Origin of the sequence: Streptomyces sp. NPDC046900 (genome assembly GCF_040644975.1) — a bacterium.
GTDB lineage: Bacteria > Actinomycetota > Actinomycetes > Streptomycetales > Streptomycetaceae > Streptomyces.
This window is the reverse complement of record NZ_JBEYXD010000004.1, coordinates 17,412-33,168: the sequence shown is the minus strand read 5'-3', so window position 1 is coordinate 33,168 and position 15,757 is coordinate 17,412. Positions and strand designations below refer to the sequence as shown.

Here is a 15,757-nt window from a genome sequence, read left to right as displayed (position 1 = left end):
TGGGGCACGGCAGGACAGGGCCCCACCGAAGGGCCGAAGCTCAAGCGGCCGGACACCAGCCGCCTGCCGGTCATCGGAGACCGGCGTACGGCGCACATGCATGGAGGACGTGACGTGGCGAACGACGCCAGCACCGTTTTCGACCTAGTGATCCTCGGCGGTGGTAGCGGTGGTTACGCCGCGGCCCTGCGCGGGGCGCAGCTGGGCCTGGACGTCGCCCTGATCGAGAAGGACAAGGTCGGCGGCACCTGCCTGCACAAGGGTTGCATCCCCACCAAGGCTCTGCTCCACGCGGGCGAGATCGCCGACCAGGCCCGCGAGAGCGAGCAGTTCGGTGTCAAGTCCACCTTCGAGGGCATCGACGTCCCGGCCGTCCACAAGTACAAGGACGAGGTCATCTCGGGCCTGTACAAGGGTCTGCAGGGCCTGATCGCCTCGCGCAAGGTGACCTACATCGAAGGTGAGGGCCGGCTGTCCTCCCCCACCTCCGTCGACGTCAACGGTCAGCGGATCCAGGGCCGTCACGTCCTCCTGGCGACCGGTTCCGTGCCGAAGTCGCTGCCTGGCCTCCAGATCGACGGCAACCGCATCATCTCCTCGGACCACGCCCTCGTCCTGGACCGCGTGCCCCAGTCCGCGATCATCCTGGGCGGCGGCGTCATCGGCGTCGAGTTCGCCTCCGCGTGGAAGTCCTTCGGTTCCGACGTCACCGTCATCGAGGGCCTCAAGCACCTCGTCCCGGTCGAGGACGAGAACTCCTCCAAGCTTCTCGAGCGCGCCTTCCGCAAGCGCGGCATCAAGTTCAACCTCGGCACCTTCTTCCAGAAGGCCGAGTACACCCAGAACGGTGTCAAGGTCACCCTCGCCGACGGCAAGGAGTTCGAGGCCGAGGTCCTCCTCGTCGCCGTCGGCCGCGGACCGGTCTCCCAAGGCCTCGGCTACGAGGAGCAGGGTGTCGCCATGGACCGCGGCTACGTCCTCGTCGACGAGTACATGCGGACGAACGTCCCGACCGTCTCCGCCGTCGGCGACCTGGTCCCCACGCTCCAGCTCGCGCACGTCGGCTTCGCCGAGGGCATCCTGGTGGCGGAGCGGCTGGCCGGCCTGAAGACCGTCCCGATCGACTACGACGGCGTGCCGCGGGTGACGTACTGCCACCCCGAGGTCGCCTCCGTCGGTATCACCGAGGCCAAGGCCAAGGAGATCTACGGCGCGGACAAGGTCGTCTCCATCAAGTTCCCCCTCGGTGGCAACGGCAAGAGCCGGATCCTGAAGACCGCGGGCGAGATCAAGCTCGTCCAGGTCAAGGACGGTGCCGTGGTCGGCGTCCACATGGTCGGCGACCGCATGGGCGAGCAGGTGGGCGAGGCCCAGCTGATCTACAACTGGGAGGCTCTGCCGTCCGAGGTGGCCCAGCTGATCCACGCCCACCCGACGCAGAACGAGGCGCTCGGCGAGGCCCACCTGGCCCTGGCCGGCAAGTCTCTCCACATGCACGACTGACCCTCGGTCGACGAACGCGACGACACAGACTTCCGCACTTCCGTAAGGAGCAACCGAAACCATGCCGGTTTCCGTAACCCTTCCGGCGCTCGGCGAGAGCGTCACCGAGGGCACCGTCACCCGCTGGCTGAAGGCCGAGGGCGAACGCGTCGAGGCCGACGAGCCGCTGCTCGAGGTCTCGACCGACAAGGTCGACACCGAGATCCCCGCGCCGGCCTCCGGCGTGCTCACCTCCATCAAGGTCGCCGAGGACGAGACCGTCGAGGTCGGCGCCGAGCTGGCCGTCATCGACGACGGCACGGGCGCGCCCGCCGCCGCCCCGGCTCCGGCCGCCGCAGAGGCTCCCGCCCCGGCCCCCGAGCCCGCGCCCGTCGCTGCCGCGCCGGCTCCGGCCGCCCCGGCCCCGGCCCCCGCCGCCGCTCCGGTCGCCCCGGCCGGTGCCGCCCAGGGCACCGACGTGGTCCTGCCCGCGCTCGGCGAGTCGGTCACCGAGGGCACCGTCACCCGCTGGCTGAAGGCGGTCGGCGACTCCGTCGACGCCGACGAGCCGCTGCTCGAGGTCTCCACGGACAAGGTCGACACCGAGATCCCGGCGCCCGCCTCCGGCGTGCTCCTGGAGATCGTCGTCGGCGAGGACGAGACCGCCGAGGTCGGCGCCAAGCTGGCCGTCATCGGCGCGCCGGGTGCCGCTCCGGCGGCCGCCCCGGCCCCTGCCGCCCCCGCCCCGGCGCCCGCCGCTCCGGCGGCCCCGCCGGCTCCGGCGCCCACCCCGGCCCCTGCCGCCCCGGCTCCGGCCCCCGCCGCGGCCGCCCCGGCTCCGGCCCGGCCCGCCGCCCCGGCTCCCGCACCCGCCCCGGTCACCCCGGCGCCGGCCGCTCCGGCCGCCGCCCAGCCGACCGACGAGGGCGCGTACGTCACCCCGCTGGTGCGCAAGCTCGCCGCCGAGAACGGCGTCGACCTGTCCACCGTCAAGGGCACCGGCGTCGGCGGCCGTATCCGCAAGCAGGACGTCCTCGCCGCCGCCGAGGCCGCGAAGGCCGCCCCGGCTCCGGCCGCCGCCGCTCCGGCCGCGAAGAAGGCCCCCGTCCTGGAGGTCTCCCCGCTGCGCGGCCAGACCGTGAAGATGCCGCGGATCCGCAAGGTCATCGGCGACAACATGGTCAAGGCCCTGCACGAGCAGGCCCAGCTGTCCTCGGTGGTCGAGGTCGACGTGACCCGCCTGATGCGCCTGCGCGCCCAGGCCAAGGACGCGTTCGCGGCCCGCGAGGGCGTCAAGCTCTCCCCGATGCCGTTCTTCGTGAAGGCGGCGGCCCAGGCGCTGAAGGCCCACCCGGTCATCAACGCCAAGATCAACGAGGCCGAGGGCACCATCACCTACTTCGACACCGAGAACGTCGGTATCGCGGTGGACTCCGAGAAGGGCCTGATGACCCCGGTCATCAAGCACGCCGGTGACCTCAACATCGCGGGTATCGCCAAGGCCACCGCCGACCTGGCGGGCAAGGTGCGGGCCAGCAAGATCACTCCGGACGAGCTGTCCGGTGCGACCTTCACCATCAGCAACACCGGTTCGCGCGGCGCGCTGTTCGACACGATCATCGTGCCCCCGGGCCAGGTCGCGATCCTCGGTATCGGCGCCACGGTCAAGCGCCCGGCCGTCATCGAGACGGAGGAGGGTACGGTCATCGGCGTCCGCGACATGACGTACCTGACGCTCTCCTACGACCACCGTCTGGTGGACGGCGCCGACGCGGCCCGCTACCTGACCGCGGTCAAGGCGATCCTCGAGGCGGGCGAGTTCGAGGTCGAGCTCGGCCTCTGAGCCACCGAGAGGTGACCGACCACAGCGGCGCCCCCGTCCGGAGTTCTCCGGGCGGGGGCGCCGTGTTTGTTTCCGGGCCCGGCGTGTAAGTCTCGTCTCACCTGCACGAAAGCGCCGCCGTGCGCCTCTTCGGCACGGGGATACGGCCTTATTGTCTAAACGTCGAAGCCCTGGGTCCCGCCCGTCGCCCGACCACCGTCCCCCACGAGGCCCTTCGGACCGAAGCATCGGATCCGAGCCATCGCCTAAGGAGCCCTCATGACCGCGCCCGTCGTCCACTCGCTGCGCGAACAGATCCGCGAGCACATCGTGGAGGGCATCGTCAGCGGGCGCTGGAAGCCGGGCGAGCGGATCGTGGAGCGGCGGATCGCCACGGAGCTGGAGGTCAGCCAGACACCGGTCCGTGAGGCGCTGCGGGAGCTGGAGTCGCTGCGACTGATCGAGTCGGCGCCCAACAAGGGGGTCCGGGTCAGGAATCTGACCGCCGCCGACCTGGAGGAGTCCTACCCCGTACGAGCCGGTCTCGAGGCCATCGCTGCGGAGCTCGCGGCGGAGCGGCTGGCACAGGACTGCTCGGCCCTCGAACCGCATGTCACCGCGCTGTACGAGGCGGACCGCAAGTCGGACGGTACGGCGCAGGTGCGGCACACGGTGGCCTTCCACCGGGAGCTGGTGCGGGCGGCCGGCAACTCGGTGCTGCTGCACACCTGGGAGGGGCTCGGCATCGAGGTGTTCACGGCACTGTCGATCCGGTGGCTGGGGACGGTGCAGCAGTCCTACGCGGAGGAGCACGAGGAGCTGGTGGCCGCGTTCCGCCGCCGGGATCCGCGCATCGCGGACATAGTGAAGGCCCATGTGCTGGGCTGCGCCCCGCGGGCCTGAGGTCCGAAGCGCCGGTGACCGCTCCGGCAGCAGAGCGGGTCCACGCTCAGACGCGGCCGTCACCTGCGAAAACCCCTGGATTCAGCGGCACCCGGTGTCTCCTAGGAAGGCACCCCGTGCCGACTTTCTCGTGATCGAGAGGTTTTGGCCCTCAAACCTTTGATCGATCATCGATCAGGGAGTTACAGTCGCCGTCGGGCCTCTACCGAAGCCCTCGCCCTGTCCTGCCAAAGACCAAGGGCACCCCGAACCCTTACCGATGAGGGAACCCCCTTCGACTGAGGAAGGCGGCGTAATGACCGACCCCAACGCCATCCAGCCGAGCGAGCTCGATCAGCTCCCGGACCGCGACCCGGAGGAGACCGCCGAATGGCAGGCCTCCCTGGACGCCGTCGCCAAGGCGGCCGGGCCGCACCGTGCCGCGTACCTGATGCGGCGCACCCTGGAACGTGCCGAGGGCGCCGGCGTCGCGCTGCCCAAGCTCCTCGAGACGGACTACGTCAACACCATCCCGACCGCCGCCGAGCCCACCGTGGCCGGTGACGAGGCGATGGAGGCCCGGATCACCGCGTGGAACCGCTGGAACGCTGCCGCGATGGTGACCCGCGGCAGCAAGTACGGCGTGGGCGGCCACATCGCCACCTTCGCCTCCGCGGCCTGGCTCTACGAGACCGGCTTCAACCACTTCTTCAAGGGCAAGGAAAGCGACGGCTCCGGCGACCAGCTGTACGTCCAGGGCCACGCCTCCCCCGGCATCTACGCCCGCGCCTTCCTCGACGGCCGCCTCACCGAGGCCCAGCTGGACAACTTCCGCCAGGAGGCCGGTGGCAACGGTCTGCCGTCCTACCCGCACCCGCGCCGCCTGCCCTGGCTGTGGGAGTTCCCCACGGTCTCCATGGGCCTCGGTCCGCTCTCGGCCATCTACCAGGCCCGCTTCAACCGCTACCTCACCAACCGCGGCATCAAGGACGTCTCGTCCTCGCACGTGTGGGCGTTCCTCGGTGACGGCGAGATGGACGAGCCCGAGGCGACGGCGGCCCTCGCGCTGGCCGCCCGTGAGGAGCTGGACAACCTCACCTTCGTCATCAACTGCAACCTGCAGCGCCTCGACGGCCCGGTCCGCGCCAACTTCAAGATCGTGCAGGAGCTGGAGGCCCAGTTCCGCGGTGCCGGCTGGAACGTGATCAAGACCCTGTGGGGCACGGCCTGGGACGAGCTGTTCGCGCTCGACACCACCGGCGCGCTCGTACGCCGGCTGCGTGAGGTCCCGGACGCGCAGGTGCAGACGTACCAGACGCGCGACGCCGCCTACATCCGCGAGGACTTCTTCGGCAAGGACCCGGCGCTCGTCGAGATGGCGAAGCTGCTGAGCGACGACAAGATCCTCGAGTGCTTCCACCTCTCCCGCGGCGGCCACGAGGCCCGCAAGGTCTACGCCGCCTACAAGGCCGCCCTGGAGCACAAGGGCGGGCCGACGGTCATCCTGGCCCAGACGGTCAAGGGCTTCACGCTCGGCCAGGGCTTCGCGTCGAAGAACGCCAACCACCAGATGAAGAAGCTGACGGTGGACGAGTTCAGGACGATGCGCGACCTGCTCGAACTGCCCATCCCGGACAGCCGGTTCGCCGACGGCCAGGTCCCCTACGGCCACCCCGGCGCCGACTCCCCCGAGGTCCGCTACCTCCAGGAGCGCCGTGCCGCCCTCGGCGGCCCGGCCCCGGCGCGCCGCGTCCACCCGCTCGCGCCGCTGCCCGCGCCCGCCGACAAGGCCTTCGCCGCCTTCGACAAGGGCTCCGGCTCGCAGAACCTGGCGACCACCATGGCGTTCGTCCGCCTGGTCAAGGACCTGGTCCGCGACAAGGAGACGGGCCGACGCTGGGTGCCGATCGTCCCGGACGAGGCGCGCACCTTCGGTATGGAGTCGCTCTTCCCGTCCCTCGGCATCTACTCGCCGAAGGGCCAGACCTACGAGCCGGTCGACCGCGACCAGCTGATGTACTACAAGGAGGCCAAGAACGGCCAGATCCTCAACGAGGGGATCACCGAGGCCGGTTCGATGGCCGACTTCATCGCCGCTTCGACGTCGTACGCGACGCACGGCGAGGCGATGATCCCGTTCTACATCTTCTACTCGATGTTCGGCTGGCAGCGCACGGCCGACCAGATGTGGCAGCTCGGCGACCAGCTCGGTCGCGGCTTCCTGGTCGGCGCCACGGCGGGCCGCACCACGCTGACCGGTGAGGGCCTGCAGCACGCCGACGGCCACTCCCCCGTCATCGCCGCGACCAACCCGGCCGCGCTGAGCTACGACCCGGCGTTCGCGTACGAGATCGCGGTCATCGTGAAGGACGGTCTGCGCCGTATGTACGGCCAGGCGGCCCCGGGCGAGGACCAGAACGTCTTCTACTACCTGACCGTCTACAACGAGCCGCTGCCGCAGCCCGTGAAGCCGTCGGTCGCCGGCATCGACGAGGGCATCGTCAAGGGCCTGTACCGCTTCAACACGGCGGAGTCGGCGGGGCTTTCCCCGGCGGCGAACGCCCCGCGCATCCAGCTGCTGGGCTCCGGCACGGCGATCCACTGGGCGCTCGAGGCGCAGAAGCTGCTCGCCGAGGAGTGGGGCGTCGCCGCGGACGTGTGGTCGGCGACCTCGTGGGGCGAGCTGCGGCGCGATGCCATGGAGGCGGACGCGGCACTGCTGCGGGGCGAGGAGCGCATTCCGTACCTGCGTCGGGCCCTGCAGGGCGCCGAGGGCCCGGTGCTCGCGGTCTCCGACTACATGCGCCAGGTCCCGGACCAGATCGCGCAGTGGGTCGAGCAGGACTACTCCTCGCTGGGCGCCGACGGCTTCGGCCTCTCCGACACCCGTGCGGCGGCCCGCCGCCACTTCGGCGTGGACGCCCCGTCGATCGTCGTCGCGGCCCTGGCCCAGCTCGCGCGGCGCGGTGAGGTCAAGGCCACGGCCGTGAAGGAGGCCCGGGAGCGCTACGGCCTCTGACGCCCTGACCTGTGTGCCCCGCCCCGGCCGCCCCGCCGGAGCGGGGCACACTTGTACGCATACGGTGAGGGCGGCCTGTCGATTGCCGAGGCGGTGCCCCTGTGAATGAATGGGCGGCCGTAGGCGTCCCTGCGTCCCATTCCCTCGCGGCAGTCCCGGAGCCGACCATGAAGATCTTCAACCGTCCCTCCGCACCCACCTGGGCCGATCTGTCGACCACCGACGTCCCCGGCGCCAGGGACTTCTACGGCCGGCTGTTCGGCTGGACCGGCGCCGACGTGCCCGACCCGGAGGCGGGCGGGTACGGGATGTTCCTCCTGGACGGTGCGTACGCCGCGGGGTACGGCCCCTGTACCGCGCAGGGGAAGCCGGTGTCCTGGCTGGTCTACTTCCAGGTGGAGGACGCCGATGCCACCGCGGTGGCTGTCACCGGCAACGGGGGCGCGGTGGTCGCCCCGCCCATGGACGTCTTCGACGCGGGCCGGCTCGCCGTCTTCAGCGACCCCGAGGGCGCGGTGTTCGGCGTCTGGCAGCCCCGCGGGCACCGCGGCTTCGGTGTGGTGGACCGGCCGAACAGCGTGTGCTGGTTCGAGTTGATCGCCAGGGAGCCGGAGAAGGCCAAGGACTTCTACCGCGCTGTCCTCGGCTGGGACGGCGAGACCCATCCCTTCGGCCCGTCCGAGTACACCGAGTGGGAGCTCGACGGCGAGACGTTCGGCGGCATGAAGCGCATGAACGAGGACTTCCCGTCGGAGCTTCCGGCGCACTGGACGATGTACGTGGCGGTCGAGGACTGCGATGCCGCCGCGGCGCGGGTCACCGAACTGGGCGGCTCGGTGCGCGTCCGGCCCACCACGATCCCGCCGGGCCGCTTCGCGGTCGTCTCGGACCCGCAGGGCGGCCATCTGTCGCTGATCACGCGGTCCGAGGCGCGGTAGCGGGCAGGCGCGGGCTCCGCCGGAACGGGCGGGGCGACTGCGGTGTCCTGTCGGTGCCGCCCGGCATCATGAACGCATGCGTGCCGCTCGTCTCATCAAAATGGTGCTGCTGCTCCAGTCCCGGTCCTCCATGACCGCCGCCGAGCTGGCCCGTGAGCTGGAGGTGTCCGAGCGGACGGTCACCAGGGATGCCCAGGCACTGTCCGAGGCGGGCATTCCGGTGTACGCGGACCGGGGGCGGAGCGGTGGCTACCGCCTCGTCGGCGGCTATCGCACCCGGCTGACGGGGCTCGCCCGCGGTGAGGCCGAGGCGCTGTTCCTCAGCGGTGTTCCGGGAGCGCTGCGCGAGATGGGGCTCGAGGACGCGGCCGGTGCGGCCCGGCTCAAGGTGTCCGCGGCCCTGCTGCCCTCCCTGCGCGACGCCTCCCGCACGGCGGCGCAGCGGTTTCATCTGGACGCGCCCGCCTGGTTCACCGAGCCCACGACTCCGCCGCTGCTGCCGGCGGTCGCGGACGCGGTGTGGGACGACCGCCGCATCACCGCGCGCTACCGGCGCGGCCAGGACGAGGTGGAGCGGGAGCTGGAGCCGTACGGGCTCGTCCTCAAGGCGGGGGTCTGGTACCTGTGCGCGCGAGAGGCACGGCAGGGGTCGTTCCGGGTGTACCGCATCGACCGCGTCACGGCCGTGGACCTGGGCGAGGAACGGTTCGGGCGCGACGAGGAGTTCGATCTGCCCGCCTTCTGGGCGGAGCAGGCGGAGCAGTTCGCGCGGTCCATCCTGCGGGCCGAGGTCCTGGTGCGGCTGTCCGAGGCCGGCGTACGCACACTGCCCTACGCCGTCGATCCCGCCGCGGCCCGCCGGGCGCTCACGGCCGCGGGCGGCCCGGACGAGCGGGGCTGGGTGACGGTGTGCCTGCCGGTGGAGTCCGAGGAGGTGGCGCACGCGCAACTGACCGCGCTGGGGCCGGAGGTCGAGGTGCTGTCGCCCGAGGGGCTGCGCGTGCGTTTCGCCGAGGACGCGATACGTCTCGCGGCGCTCTACGCCCGATAACGATCCGCCGCACTCCACGTGCGTCGCCCCCTGCGAGGGCCGATGCTGGTCCAGTGATGGACGAGACGGAGTTCTGGGAGCTGGTGGACGCGAGTCGTGCGGCCGCCGAGGGCGACCCCGACGAGCAGGCCGATCAGCTCGTGGAGCGGCTGGTACGGCTGGATCCCGACGTGGTCCTGGACTTCGCCCGGCACTTCGAGTCCCGATACAACCGCGCCTATCGCTGGGACCTGTGGGGCGCCGCCTGGGTGCTGCTCGACGGCGCGAGCGACGATGCGTTCGACTTCTTCCGGTGCTGGCTGATCGGCCAGGGCCGGGAGGTCTACGAGGGGGCCCTGCACGACCCCGACACACTCGCCGACCTCCTGGTGGACTTCGACGAGGAGGTCGACGGCGACGGTGAGGAGCTCGGCTACGCGGCGGACGAGGCGTACGAGCAGCTCACCGGAACCGTGGCACCCGACCTGGGCATAGCGCCCGCCGCCTCCGAGCCCGAGGGCAGCTCGTTCGACCTGGAGAACGAGACCCTGCTCGCCGACCGCTATCCCGCGCTGTGGGACCGCTTCAAGGGCTGAGGCGCGCGCCGCGCCGCCGCTCGTGCCACGCGCCGGCGGCCGGGACCGCACGGCGGCGGACCGCTCGGGGAGGGGCGTCACCGCCTGCCCTGCAGATGCGCCGCCTTCTCCCTGATCGACGGGAGCAGGGCACTGAGCGCCGCGCCCGGGCACCTCGTCATGTAGCCGTCGTTGTGGCCCGCGAGGGCGGGCAGCAGGGCGCTGGTGCCCGCCTTGTAGCGGCTGAGGCCGTTGCTGGAGATGAGCCGGACCTTGCTGCGCGGGTCGATGTTGGCGAGGCCCAGCTTCCAGGCGGCGAGGGCGGCGATCGCGTCGGTCATCGCCTTGGGCACGGGCACACCCGCGGTGAACGTGCCGATGGCGGCGATGCCGGCGGTGCGGTGGTTGAAGCCCTGGGTGTGGGCGCCGGTGACGGGACGGTCGACGCCGCCCGCGCGGCCCTCGTAGATGTGGCCACAGCGGTCGACGAGAAAGTTGTAGCCGATGTCGTCCCAGTGGCGGTTGCCGGTCTGGCCCGAGTAGAGGTAGCGGATGATGCGCGGGGCGTTTGCGCAGTTATAGCCGTTCGGCGAGTCGGTGTGGTGCACGAAGACGGCGATGACCTTGTCGTCGTAGCGCGGCGGCGGCTGGCCGTCGGTGCTGACGTCCGCCCACACCGATCTCGGCACGATGCCCGGCTTGGGCGCCAGGTGCAGGACGACGGTGGACTTGACCTCGACCGGCCGCGGGGCGGTGGCCACCGCCGGCCGCTCCACCCCGGAGGCGCACAGCACCAGTGCGAGGACGGCGGCGACACCGGGCACACAGCCGAGCAGCGGAAGTGCGACACCACGCAATTTCGTCGCACGCCCCACCAGCGGACGCGCCACACCACGCATCCACGCCGCACGCCCCACCACCGGACGCGCCACACCACGTACCCACGCCGCACGCCCCACCACCGGACGCGCCACACCACGTACCCACGCCGCACGCCCCACCACCGGACGCGCCACACCACGGATCCGCGCCGCACGCCCCACCACCGGACGCGCCACATCACGTACCCGCGCCGCAGGCCCGTTCTGCGGCTCCCGGGTTCTTCGCAAGACAGGCATGGAGTCACTTTCCGTCACCTCCGTCCACTCCGCGATGTGTGGTGTGCCACCTGGTGGAACCATCGTCCGGGTCCGCGACGTTTTTACTGTTCGACGCGTGGATGGCCGGTGTGCGGGCATCCCCACGAGTGACTGATCACTGTGCTTCCACGGCGCGTACTAAGGGGTCCGAGAGAAAGGCGGCTCTGTGGACCTGCTCGACATCCTGATCATCCTGGTGATCCTGGCCTATGCGGCGTCCGGCTACCGGCGCGGTCTGGTGGCCGGTTGTGTCTCCCTGGCCGGCTTCGTCGGCGGTGCCGTGATCGGTGTGTGGATCCTGCCGTGGGTGATGAGCCTGGTGACGCGAGGCACCTCCGCCGCGACGGTGACCGCGGTGTTCACGGTGCTGCTCCCGGCGGCGGTGGGTCACGAGCTGGCGGGACGTCTCGCCCTCAAGCTGCGGCGCGAGCTGGACCGCGGGCCCCTGCGGGTGGCCGACGGGATCGGTGGGGCGGCGGCCAACACGGTGGCCGTGCTGATCGTGGCATGGGTGGCCGCGAGCGTCCTGGGCGCCTCCTCGTCACCGCTGGTGACCGGGGCGATACGCGACTCCAGGCTGCTGGGCGCCGTGCAGAGCGCGATGCCGGACACGACCCCCACCTGGTTCTCCCGCGCCACGTCCACCCTCACCCAGGCGGGTTTTCCGCAGGTCTTCAACCCGTTCGAGAACGAGCCCACGGCCGGCGTCGCCGAGCCGTCCGGGGACAGCGTCACGGCGAGCGCGACGAACGCGGCCAAGCTCAGCACGGTGAAGATCGAGGGCGCGTCGGGCACCGAGGGCCGTGAGGGCAGCGGTTTCGTGTACGCGGCGCGGCACGTGATGACGAACGCCCATGTGGTGGCGGGCATCGACCACCCGTCCGTCCGGATCGGCGGTGTGGGCCCGTCGTACGCGGCGCGCGTGGTGTTCTTCGACCCCGACCGGGACGTGGCCGTCCTCTATGTACCGGATCTGCACGCACCGGTCCTGCGCTTCGACGACGGAGCGAAGCGCGGCGACGCGGCCGTCGTCGCGGGTTACCCGCAGGACGGCGACCTGACGCTGCGGGCCGCCACGGTCGCGAACCGGATCCAGGCCACGGGCCAGAACATCTACAGCACCGCCACCGTGACCCGGGAGATCTACTCGATCCGCTCGACGGTCCTGCCGGGCAACTCCGGCGGCCCGCTGCTGACCACCGGCGGCCGGGTCTACGGCGTTGTCTTCGCCCGCTCCACCTCGGACCAGGAGACCGGGTACGTGCTGACGGCGGACGAGGTCGCGGGCGACGCCCAGCGCGCCGCGCGGGCCACGGCGGCGGTGGACACGGGCGACCTCATCAGATCGTGAGCCGCCCGGCGCCGGTGCGGGCGCTCACAGGGAGCGCCCCATGAGGATGTCGTCGACATACTCGCCCTCGAGCAGGAACTCCTCGGGCAGGATCCCCTCCACCAGGAACCCCTCGGACTCGTAGAGCCCCCGGGCCGGGGTGTTGTGGCCGAGGACCCGTAGCGTGATGCGCCGCGCCCCGCGCCGCCGCGCCTCGTCCTGCACGGCCCGCAGCAGGGCCCGGCCGACGCCCGCGCCGCGTGCCTCGTCGGCGACCGCGAGCCCCTGGATCTGCCGGACGTGGGAGTTGCACTCGAGCGGCGTCGGGTAGCCCAGCCGGATGTAGCCGACGACGGTACCGCCGAGTTCGGCGACCAGATGGTCCCGCGGCCCGAAACGCTCGGTGTAGAAGGGCTCGTACGGCGGCTGCGGACGCGGCTGCACCGCGTGCAGCGGGGACCAGGTGTCCCGGTCGAGCCGGCCGAGTGTCTCCTCGTCGCCGGGCGTGGCCTGGCGTATGTACGGAACGGGCATGAGGATCACTGTACGGCGGGGGTACGAGGAGCCGTCCGGTTTTGCGGCCGGGTACCGGGCAGGATGGGCGCATGGAACGTTCCCGAATCGCCGTCGCCGGTGCGTCCGGTCTCATCGGCAGCGCCCTGACGCGATCGCTGGCCGCCGACGGGCACGAGGTGGTGCGTCTGGTGCGTCGCGAGGCCCATGGGGAGAACGAGGTCTGCTGGAATCCCGAAGGGCAGTACGTCGACGCGACGGGGCTTCTCGGGTGCGACGCCGTGGTGAACCTCGCCGGGGCCGGCGTGGGCGACCACCGCTGGACGGACGCGTACAAGAAGACGCTGCGCGACAGCCGGGTGCTCGGCACCGCGGCGCTGGCGGAGGCCGTCGCGTCCCTGCCCGAGCCGCCGCACGTCTTCGTCAGCGGCAGTGCGATCGGCTATTACGGCGAGACCGGGGACCGGGAGGTGGACGAGAAGGCGCCGCCCGGGGACGGCTTCCTGTCCTCGATGTGCGTGGAGTGGGAGGAGGCCGCGGCCCCTGCCCAGGAGGCGGGCGTCCGCACGGTGTTCGCGCGTACGGGACTGGTCGTGGCCCGCGAGGGCGGGGCCTGGGGGCGGCTGTTCCCACTGTTCAAGGCGGGGCTCGGCGGACGGATGGGCGACGGTGGCCAGTACTGGTCGTTCATCTCGCTGCACGACGAGGTGGCGGCGATCCGTCACCTCATCGACCGTGAGGACCTGTCGGGGCCGTTCAATCTGACGGCACCGCAGCCGCTGACCAACCGTGAGATCACGGCTGCGATGGGGCGCGTGCTGCACCGGCCCACGCTCTTCACGGCACCCGCGTCGGCTCTGCGCGTCGCGCTCGGCGAGATGGCCGGGGACGTGCTCGGCAGTGTCCGGGTGGTGCCCACGCGGCTGCTGGAGTCCGGGTTCTCCTTCGCCTTCCCGGGGATCGAGGACGCGTTGCGGGCGGCGCTCCGACAGTAGCCGAGAGGCCGGACCGCGGCACGGGACGTTCGCCTTCGACCACATGCGACCGTCGTGCGACCGTGCTCTGGCGATGCGCGACTTCACTTGACCGGTCACGGACCTACCCTCGACCCGAACTCGGGTATTCCGGACGCCCGTTGGGGGCATGACGTCTCCACCGGCCGCACAACCTCGAGGAGGGGCACGTGCTAGAGCCCGTGTATCAGGCGGACGTCGTCATCGTGGGGGCCGGGGTCGCGGGCCTCGCGGCTGCCCACCGGCTGACCAGTGCAGGAGTGACCACGGCAGTTCTGGAGGCCGCCGCCTTTGTGGGCGGACGTATGTCGACCGAGAAGGTCGACGGCTTCCGGCTCGACCGGATCGGGCAGCTCCTGTCCACGTCGTATCCCGAACTGCGCCTCACCCCGGGGCTCGACGCACTCGTGCTGCGTCCCTTCGCACCGGGGGTCCTTGTGCACAGCGAGGGGCGCCACCACCGCGCGAGCTCCCCCCCGGCAGGAGGGGGCGCAAGGGGCGCACTCAGCGCTGTGCGTGCGCTCGCTTCTGCTCCTCGCGCGACTTACGCGCCCCGTACGGGGGTTGGCGCGACCGGGGGACGCGTCGTCCGCTTCAGGGCGGCGGGGTCGCGTTCACCGGTGCCCCGGCCGGCCACTACCCTCGGCAGCGCCATGGACCAGGCCCGGCTCGGCGCGGCACTCGCGCGCCTCGCCGCCACGCCCGTGGAACGGCTGCTGGCGCGGCCCGAGTTGCCCGCCCGCCGAGCGCTGACGAACCGTGGGCTCCCCGCTCGTACGGTCGACGGATTCCTCCGGCCGCTGCTGGCCGCCTTGTTGTGCGACCCGGAACTGACCACGTCGAGCCGCTGCGCCGATCTCGCGCTGCGCGCCTTCGCGAGCGGACGGCTGTGCCTGCCGGAGGGCGGGGCGGAGGTCCTGCCCGAACTGCTGGCACGGGCGCTGCCGCCGGGCACGGTGCACACCGGGGTCCACGCCACCTCCGTCTCCACGACCTCGGTGACCACCGCCGATCACGGTGAATTCCGCTGCCGCGCGGTCCTGGTGGCGACCGACGCGCACGCCGCGGCCGGCCTGCTGCCCGGCCTCCGAGTCCCGGACTTCCACCCCGTCACCGTCGTCCACCACACGATGGACGAACCGCCGCAGACGGGCGCGTCGCTGCTGCTGGACGCGGACCGTGAGGGACCCGTGGCACACACGGCGGTGGTCAGCACGGTGGACCCGTCCCGGGCGCCCGCGGGGCGCTCCCTGGTCTCCTCCACGGTGCTGGGCCCGCCACCGGACAGCGTCGACAGCGCCGTACGGGCGCATCTGGCCCGCCTGTACGGCACCTCGACGACCCGCTGGGAGACGCTCGCCGTCCATCACACGGCGCGTGCCGTCCCGGCGATGCGGCCTCCGCACGACGTGCACCGGCAGGTACGGCTGCTGGCCGGCCTGTACGTGTGCGGCGACCACCGGGACACCAGCACGGTGCAGGGCGCACTGCACTCCGGTCACCGGGCCGCGTCCGCCGTCCTGGCCGACCTGGGCGCCGGGCCGATGCACGCCACCGAACCACTGGCCAAGGCGGCCTGACGCTCACCGGTGCGCGGCGACCCGGTCACGGTAGCCACGCACCGGCGTCGCGTCCTTGTACGGCTCCCGCCGCCGCTCGAGGTCCCGCACCGCACTCCGGTCACGTGGTCGCATCCGCCGTCTTGACCGACCCGGACGCCGAACCGATGCACGCGGCAGCCCGACGCTCGCCGGTGCGCGGCGACCCGGTCACGGTAGCCACGCACCGGCGTCGCGTCCTTGTACGGCTCCCGCCGCCGCTCGAAGTCCCGCACCGCACACCGGTCACGTGGTCGCATCCGCCGTCCTGACCGACCCGGACGCCGAACCGATGCACGCGGCAGCCCGACGCTCACTGGAGCGCGGCGACCCGGTCACGGTAGCCACGCACCGGCGTCGCGTCCTTGTACGGCTCCCGCCGCCGCTCGAAGTCCCGCACCGCACACCGGTCACGT

At 71.8% G+C, this 15,757-nt stretch carries 12 protein-coding genes; 10 read left to right on the top strand and 2 right to left on the bottom strand.

All coding sequences use genetic code 11. The annotated features are described in order from the left end of the window. The first annotated feature begins 114 nt into the window (after window positions 1-114). The 7 genes from lpdA to ABZ904_RS05630 all read left to right on the top strand — a co-directional run bounded on the left by lpdA (window position 115) and on the right by ABZ904_RS05630 (window position 9,769). Window positions 115-1,503, top strand: coding sequence for a dihydrolipoyl dehydrogenase (gene lpdA, locus ABZ904_RS05660; RefSeq protein ID WP_361821360.1), 1,389 nt, complete (start codon window positions 115-117; stop codon window positions 1,501-1,503). Window positions 1,504-1,564: 61 nt separating this feature from the next. Beyond that, the gene (gene sucB / locus ABZ904_RS05655; RefSeq protein WP_361821357.1) at window positions 1,565-3,325 is read left to right on the top strand and encodes a 2-oxoglutarate dehydrogenase, E2 component, dihydrolipoamide succinyltransferase; all 1,761 of its coding nucleotides are present in this window, start codon (window positions 1,565-1,567) and stop codon (window positions 3,323-3,325) included. Between the two features lie 258 nt (window positions 3,326-3,583). Next, window positions 3,584-4,207 carry a GntR family transcriptional regulator gene (locus ABZ904_RS05650; protein WP_359388896.1) on the top strand — a complete coding sequence of 208 codons (624 nt, stop codon included), beginning with the start codon at window positions 3,584-3,586 and terminating at the stop codon, window positions 4,205-4,207. A gap of 295 nt (window positions 4,208-4,502) precedes the next feature. Beyond that, complete coding sequence (gene aceE, locus ABZ904_RS05645; RefSeq protein WP_359388893.1) at window positions 4,503-7,205, top strand: pyruvate dehydrogenase (acetyl-transferring), homodimeric type; 2,703 nt, start codon at window positions 4,503-4,505, stop codon at window positions 7,203-7,205. A 167-nt stretch (window positions 7,206-7,372) separates the two neighbouring features. Continuing rightward, on the top strand, window positions 7,373-8,143 hold the full coding sequence (locus tag ABZ904_RS05640) for a VOC family protein (RefSeq protein WP_359388890.1): 771 nt from the start codon (window positions 7,373-7,375) through the stop codon (window positions 8,141-8,143). Window positions 8,144-8,219: 76 nt separating this feature from the next. Then, window positions 8,220-9,194, top strand: a complete 975-nt coding sequence (locus ABZ904_RS05635) for a WYL domain-containing protein (RefSeq protein WP_359388887.1) — start codon at window positions 8,220-8,222, stop codon at window positions 9,192-9,194. Between the two features lie 56 nt (window positions 9,195-9,250). Then, window positions 9,251-9,769, top strand: coding sequence for a DUF4240 domain-containing protein (locus ABZ904_RS05630; protein ID WP_361821579.1), 519 nt, complete (start codon window positions 9,251-9,253; stop codon window positions 9,767-9,769). A 77-nt stretch (window positions 9,770-9,846) separates the two neighbouring features. Here the strand turns inward: ABZ904_RS05630 and ABZ904_RS05625 are convergent, their stop codons facing one another. Further along, window positions 9,847-10,638, bottom strand: a complete 792-nt coding sequence (locus ABZ904_RS05625) for a peptidoglycan recognition protein (protein ID WP_359388884.1) — start codon at window positions 10,636-10,638, stop codon at window positions 9,847-9,849. Window positions 10,639-11,053: 415 nt separating this feature from the next. Between ABZ904_RS05625 and ABZ904_RS05620 the strand changes: the two genes are divergently transcribed. Then, on the top strand, window positions 11,054-12,238 hold the full coding sequence (locus ABZ904_RS05620) for a MarP family serine protease (RefSeq protein WP_360989051.1): 1,185 nt from the start codon (window positions 11,054-11,056) through the stop codon (window positions 12,236-12,238). Between the two features lie 24 nt (window positions 12,239-12,262). On the opposite strand, the gene ABZ904_RS05615 is transcribed toward ABZ904_RS05620, so the two are convergent. Continuing rightward, window positions 12,263-12,760, bottom strand: coding sequence for a GNAT family N-acetyltransferase (locus ABZ904_RS05615; protein WP_359388878.1), 498 nt, complete (start codon window positions 12,758-12,760; stop codon window positions 12,263-12,265). 62 nt (window positions 12,761-12,822) lie between these two features. Here ABZ904_RS05615 and ABZ904_RS05610 point away from each other — a divergent pair, with 62 nt between their 5' ends. Further along, on the top strand, window positions 12,823-13,725 hold the full coding sequence (locus ABZ904_RS05610; RefSeq protein WP_361821351.1) for a TIGR01777 family oxidoreductase: 903 nt from the start codon (window positions 12,823-12,825) through the stop codon (window positions 13,723-13,725). Window positions 13,726-13,913: 188 nt separating this feature from the next. Next, window positions 13,914-15,323, top strand: a complete 1,410-nt coding sequence (locus ABZ904_RS05605) for an NAD(P)/FAD-dependent oxidoreductase (RefSeq protein WP_361821348.1) — start codon at window positions 13,914-13,916, stop codon at window positions 15,321-15,323. Window positions 15,324-15,757 lie beyond the last annotated feature (434 nt).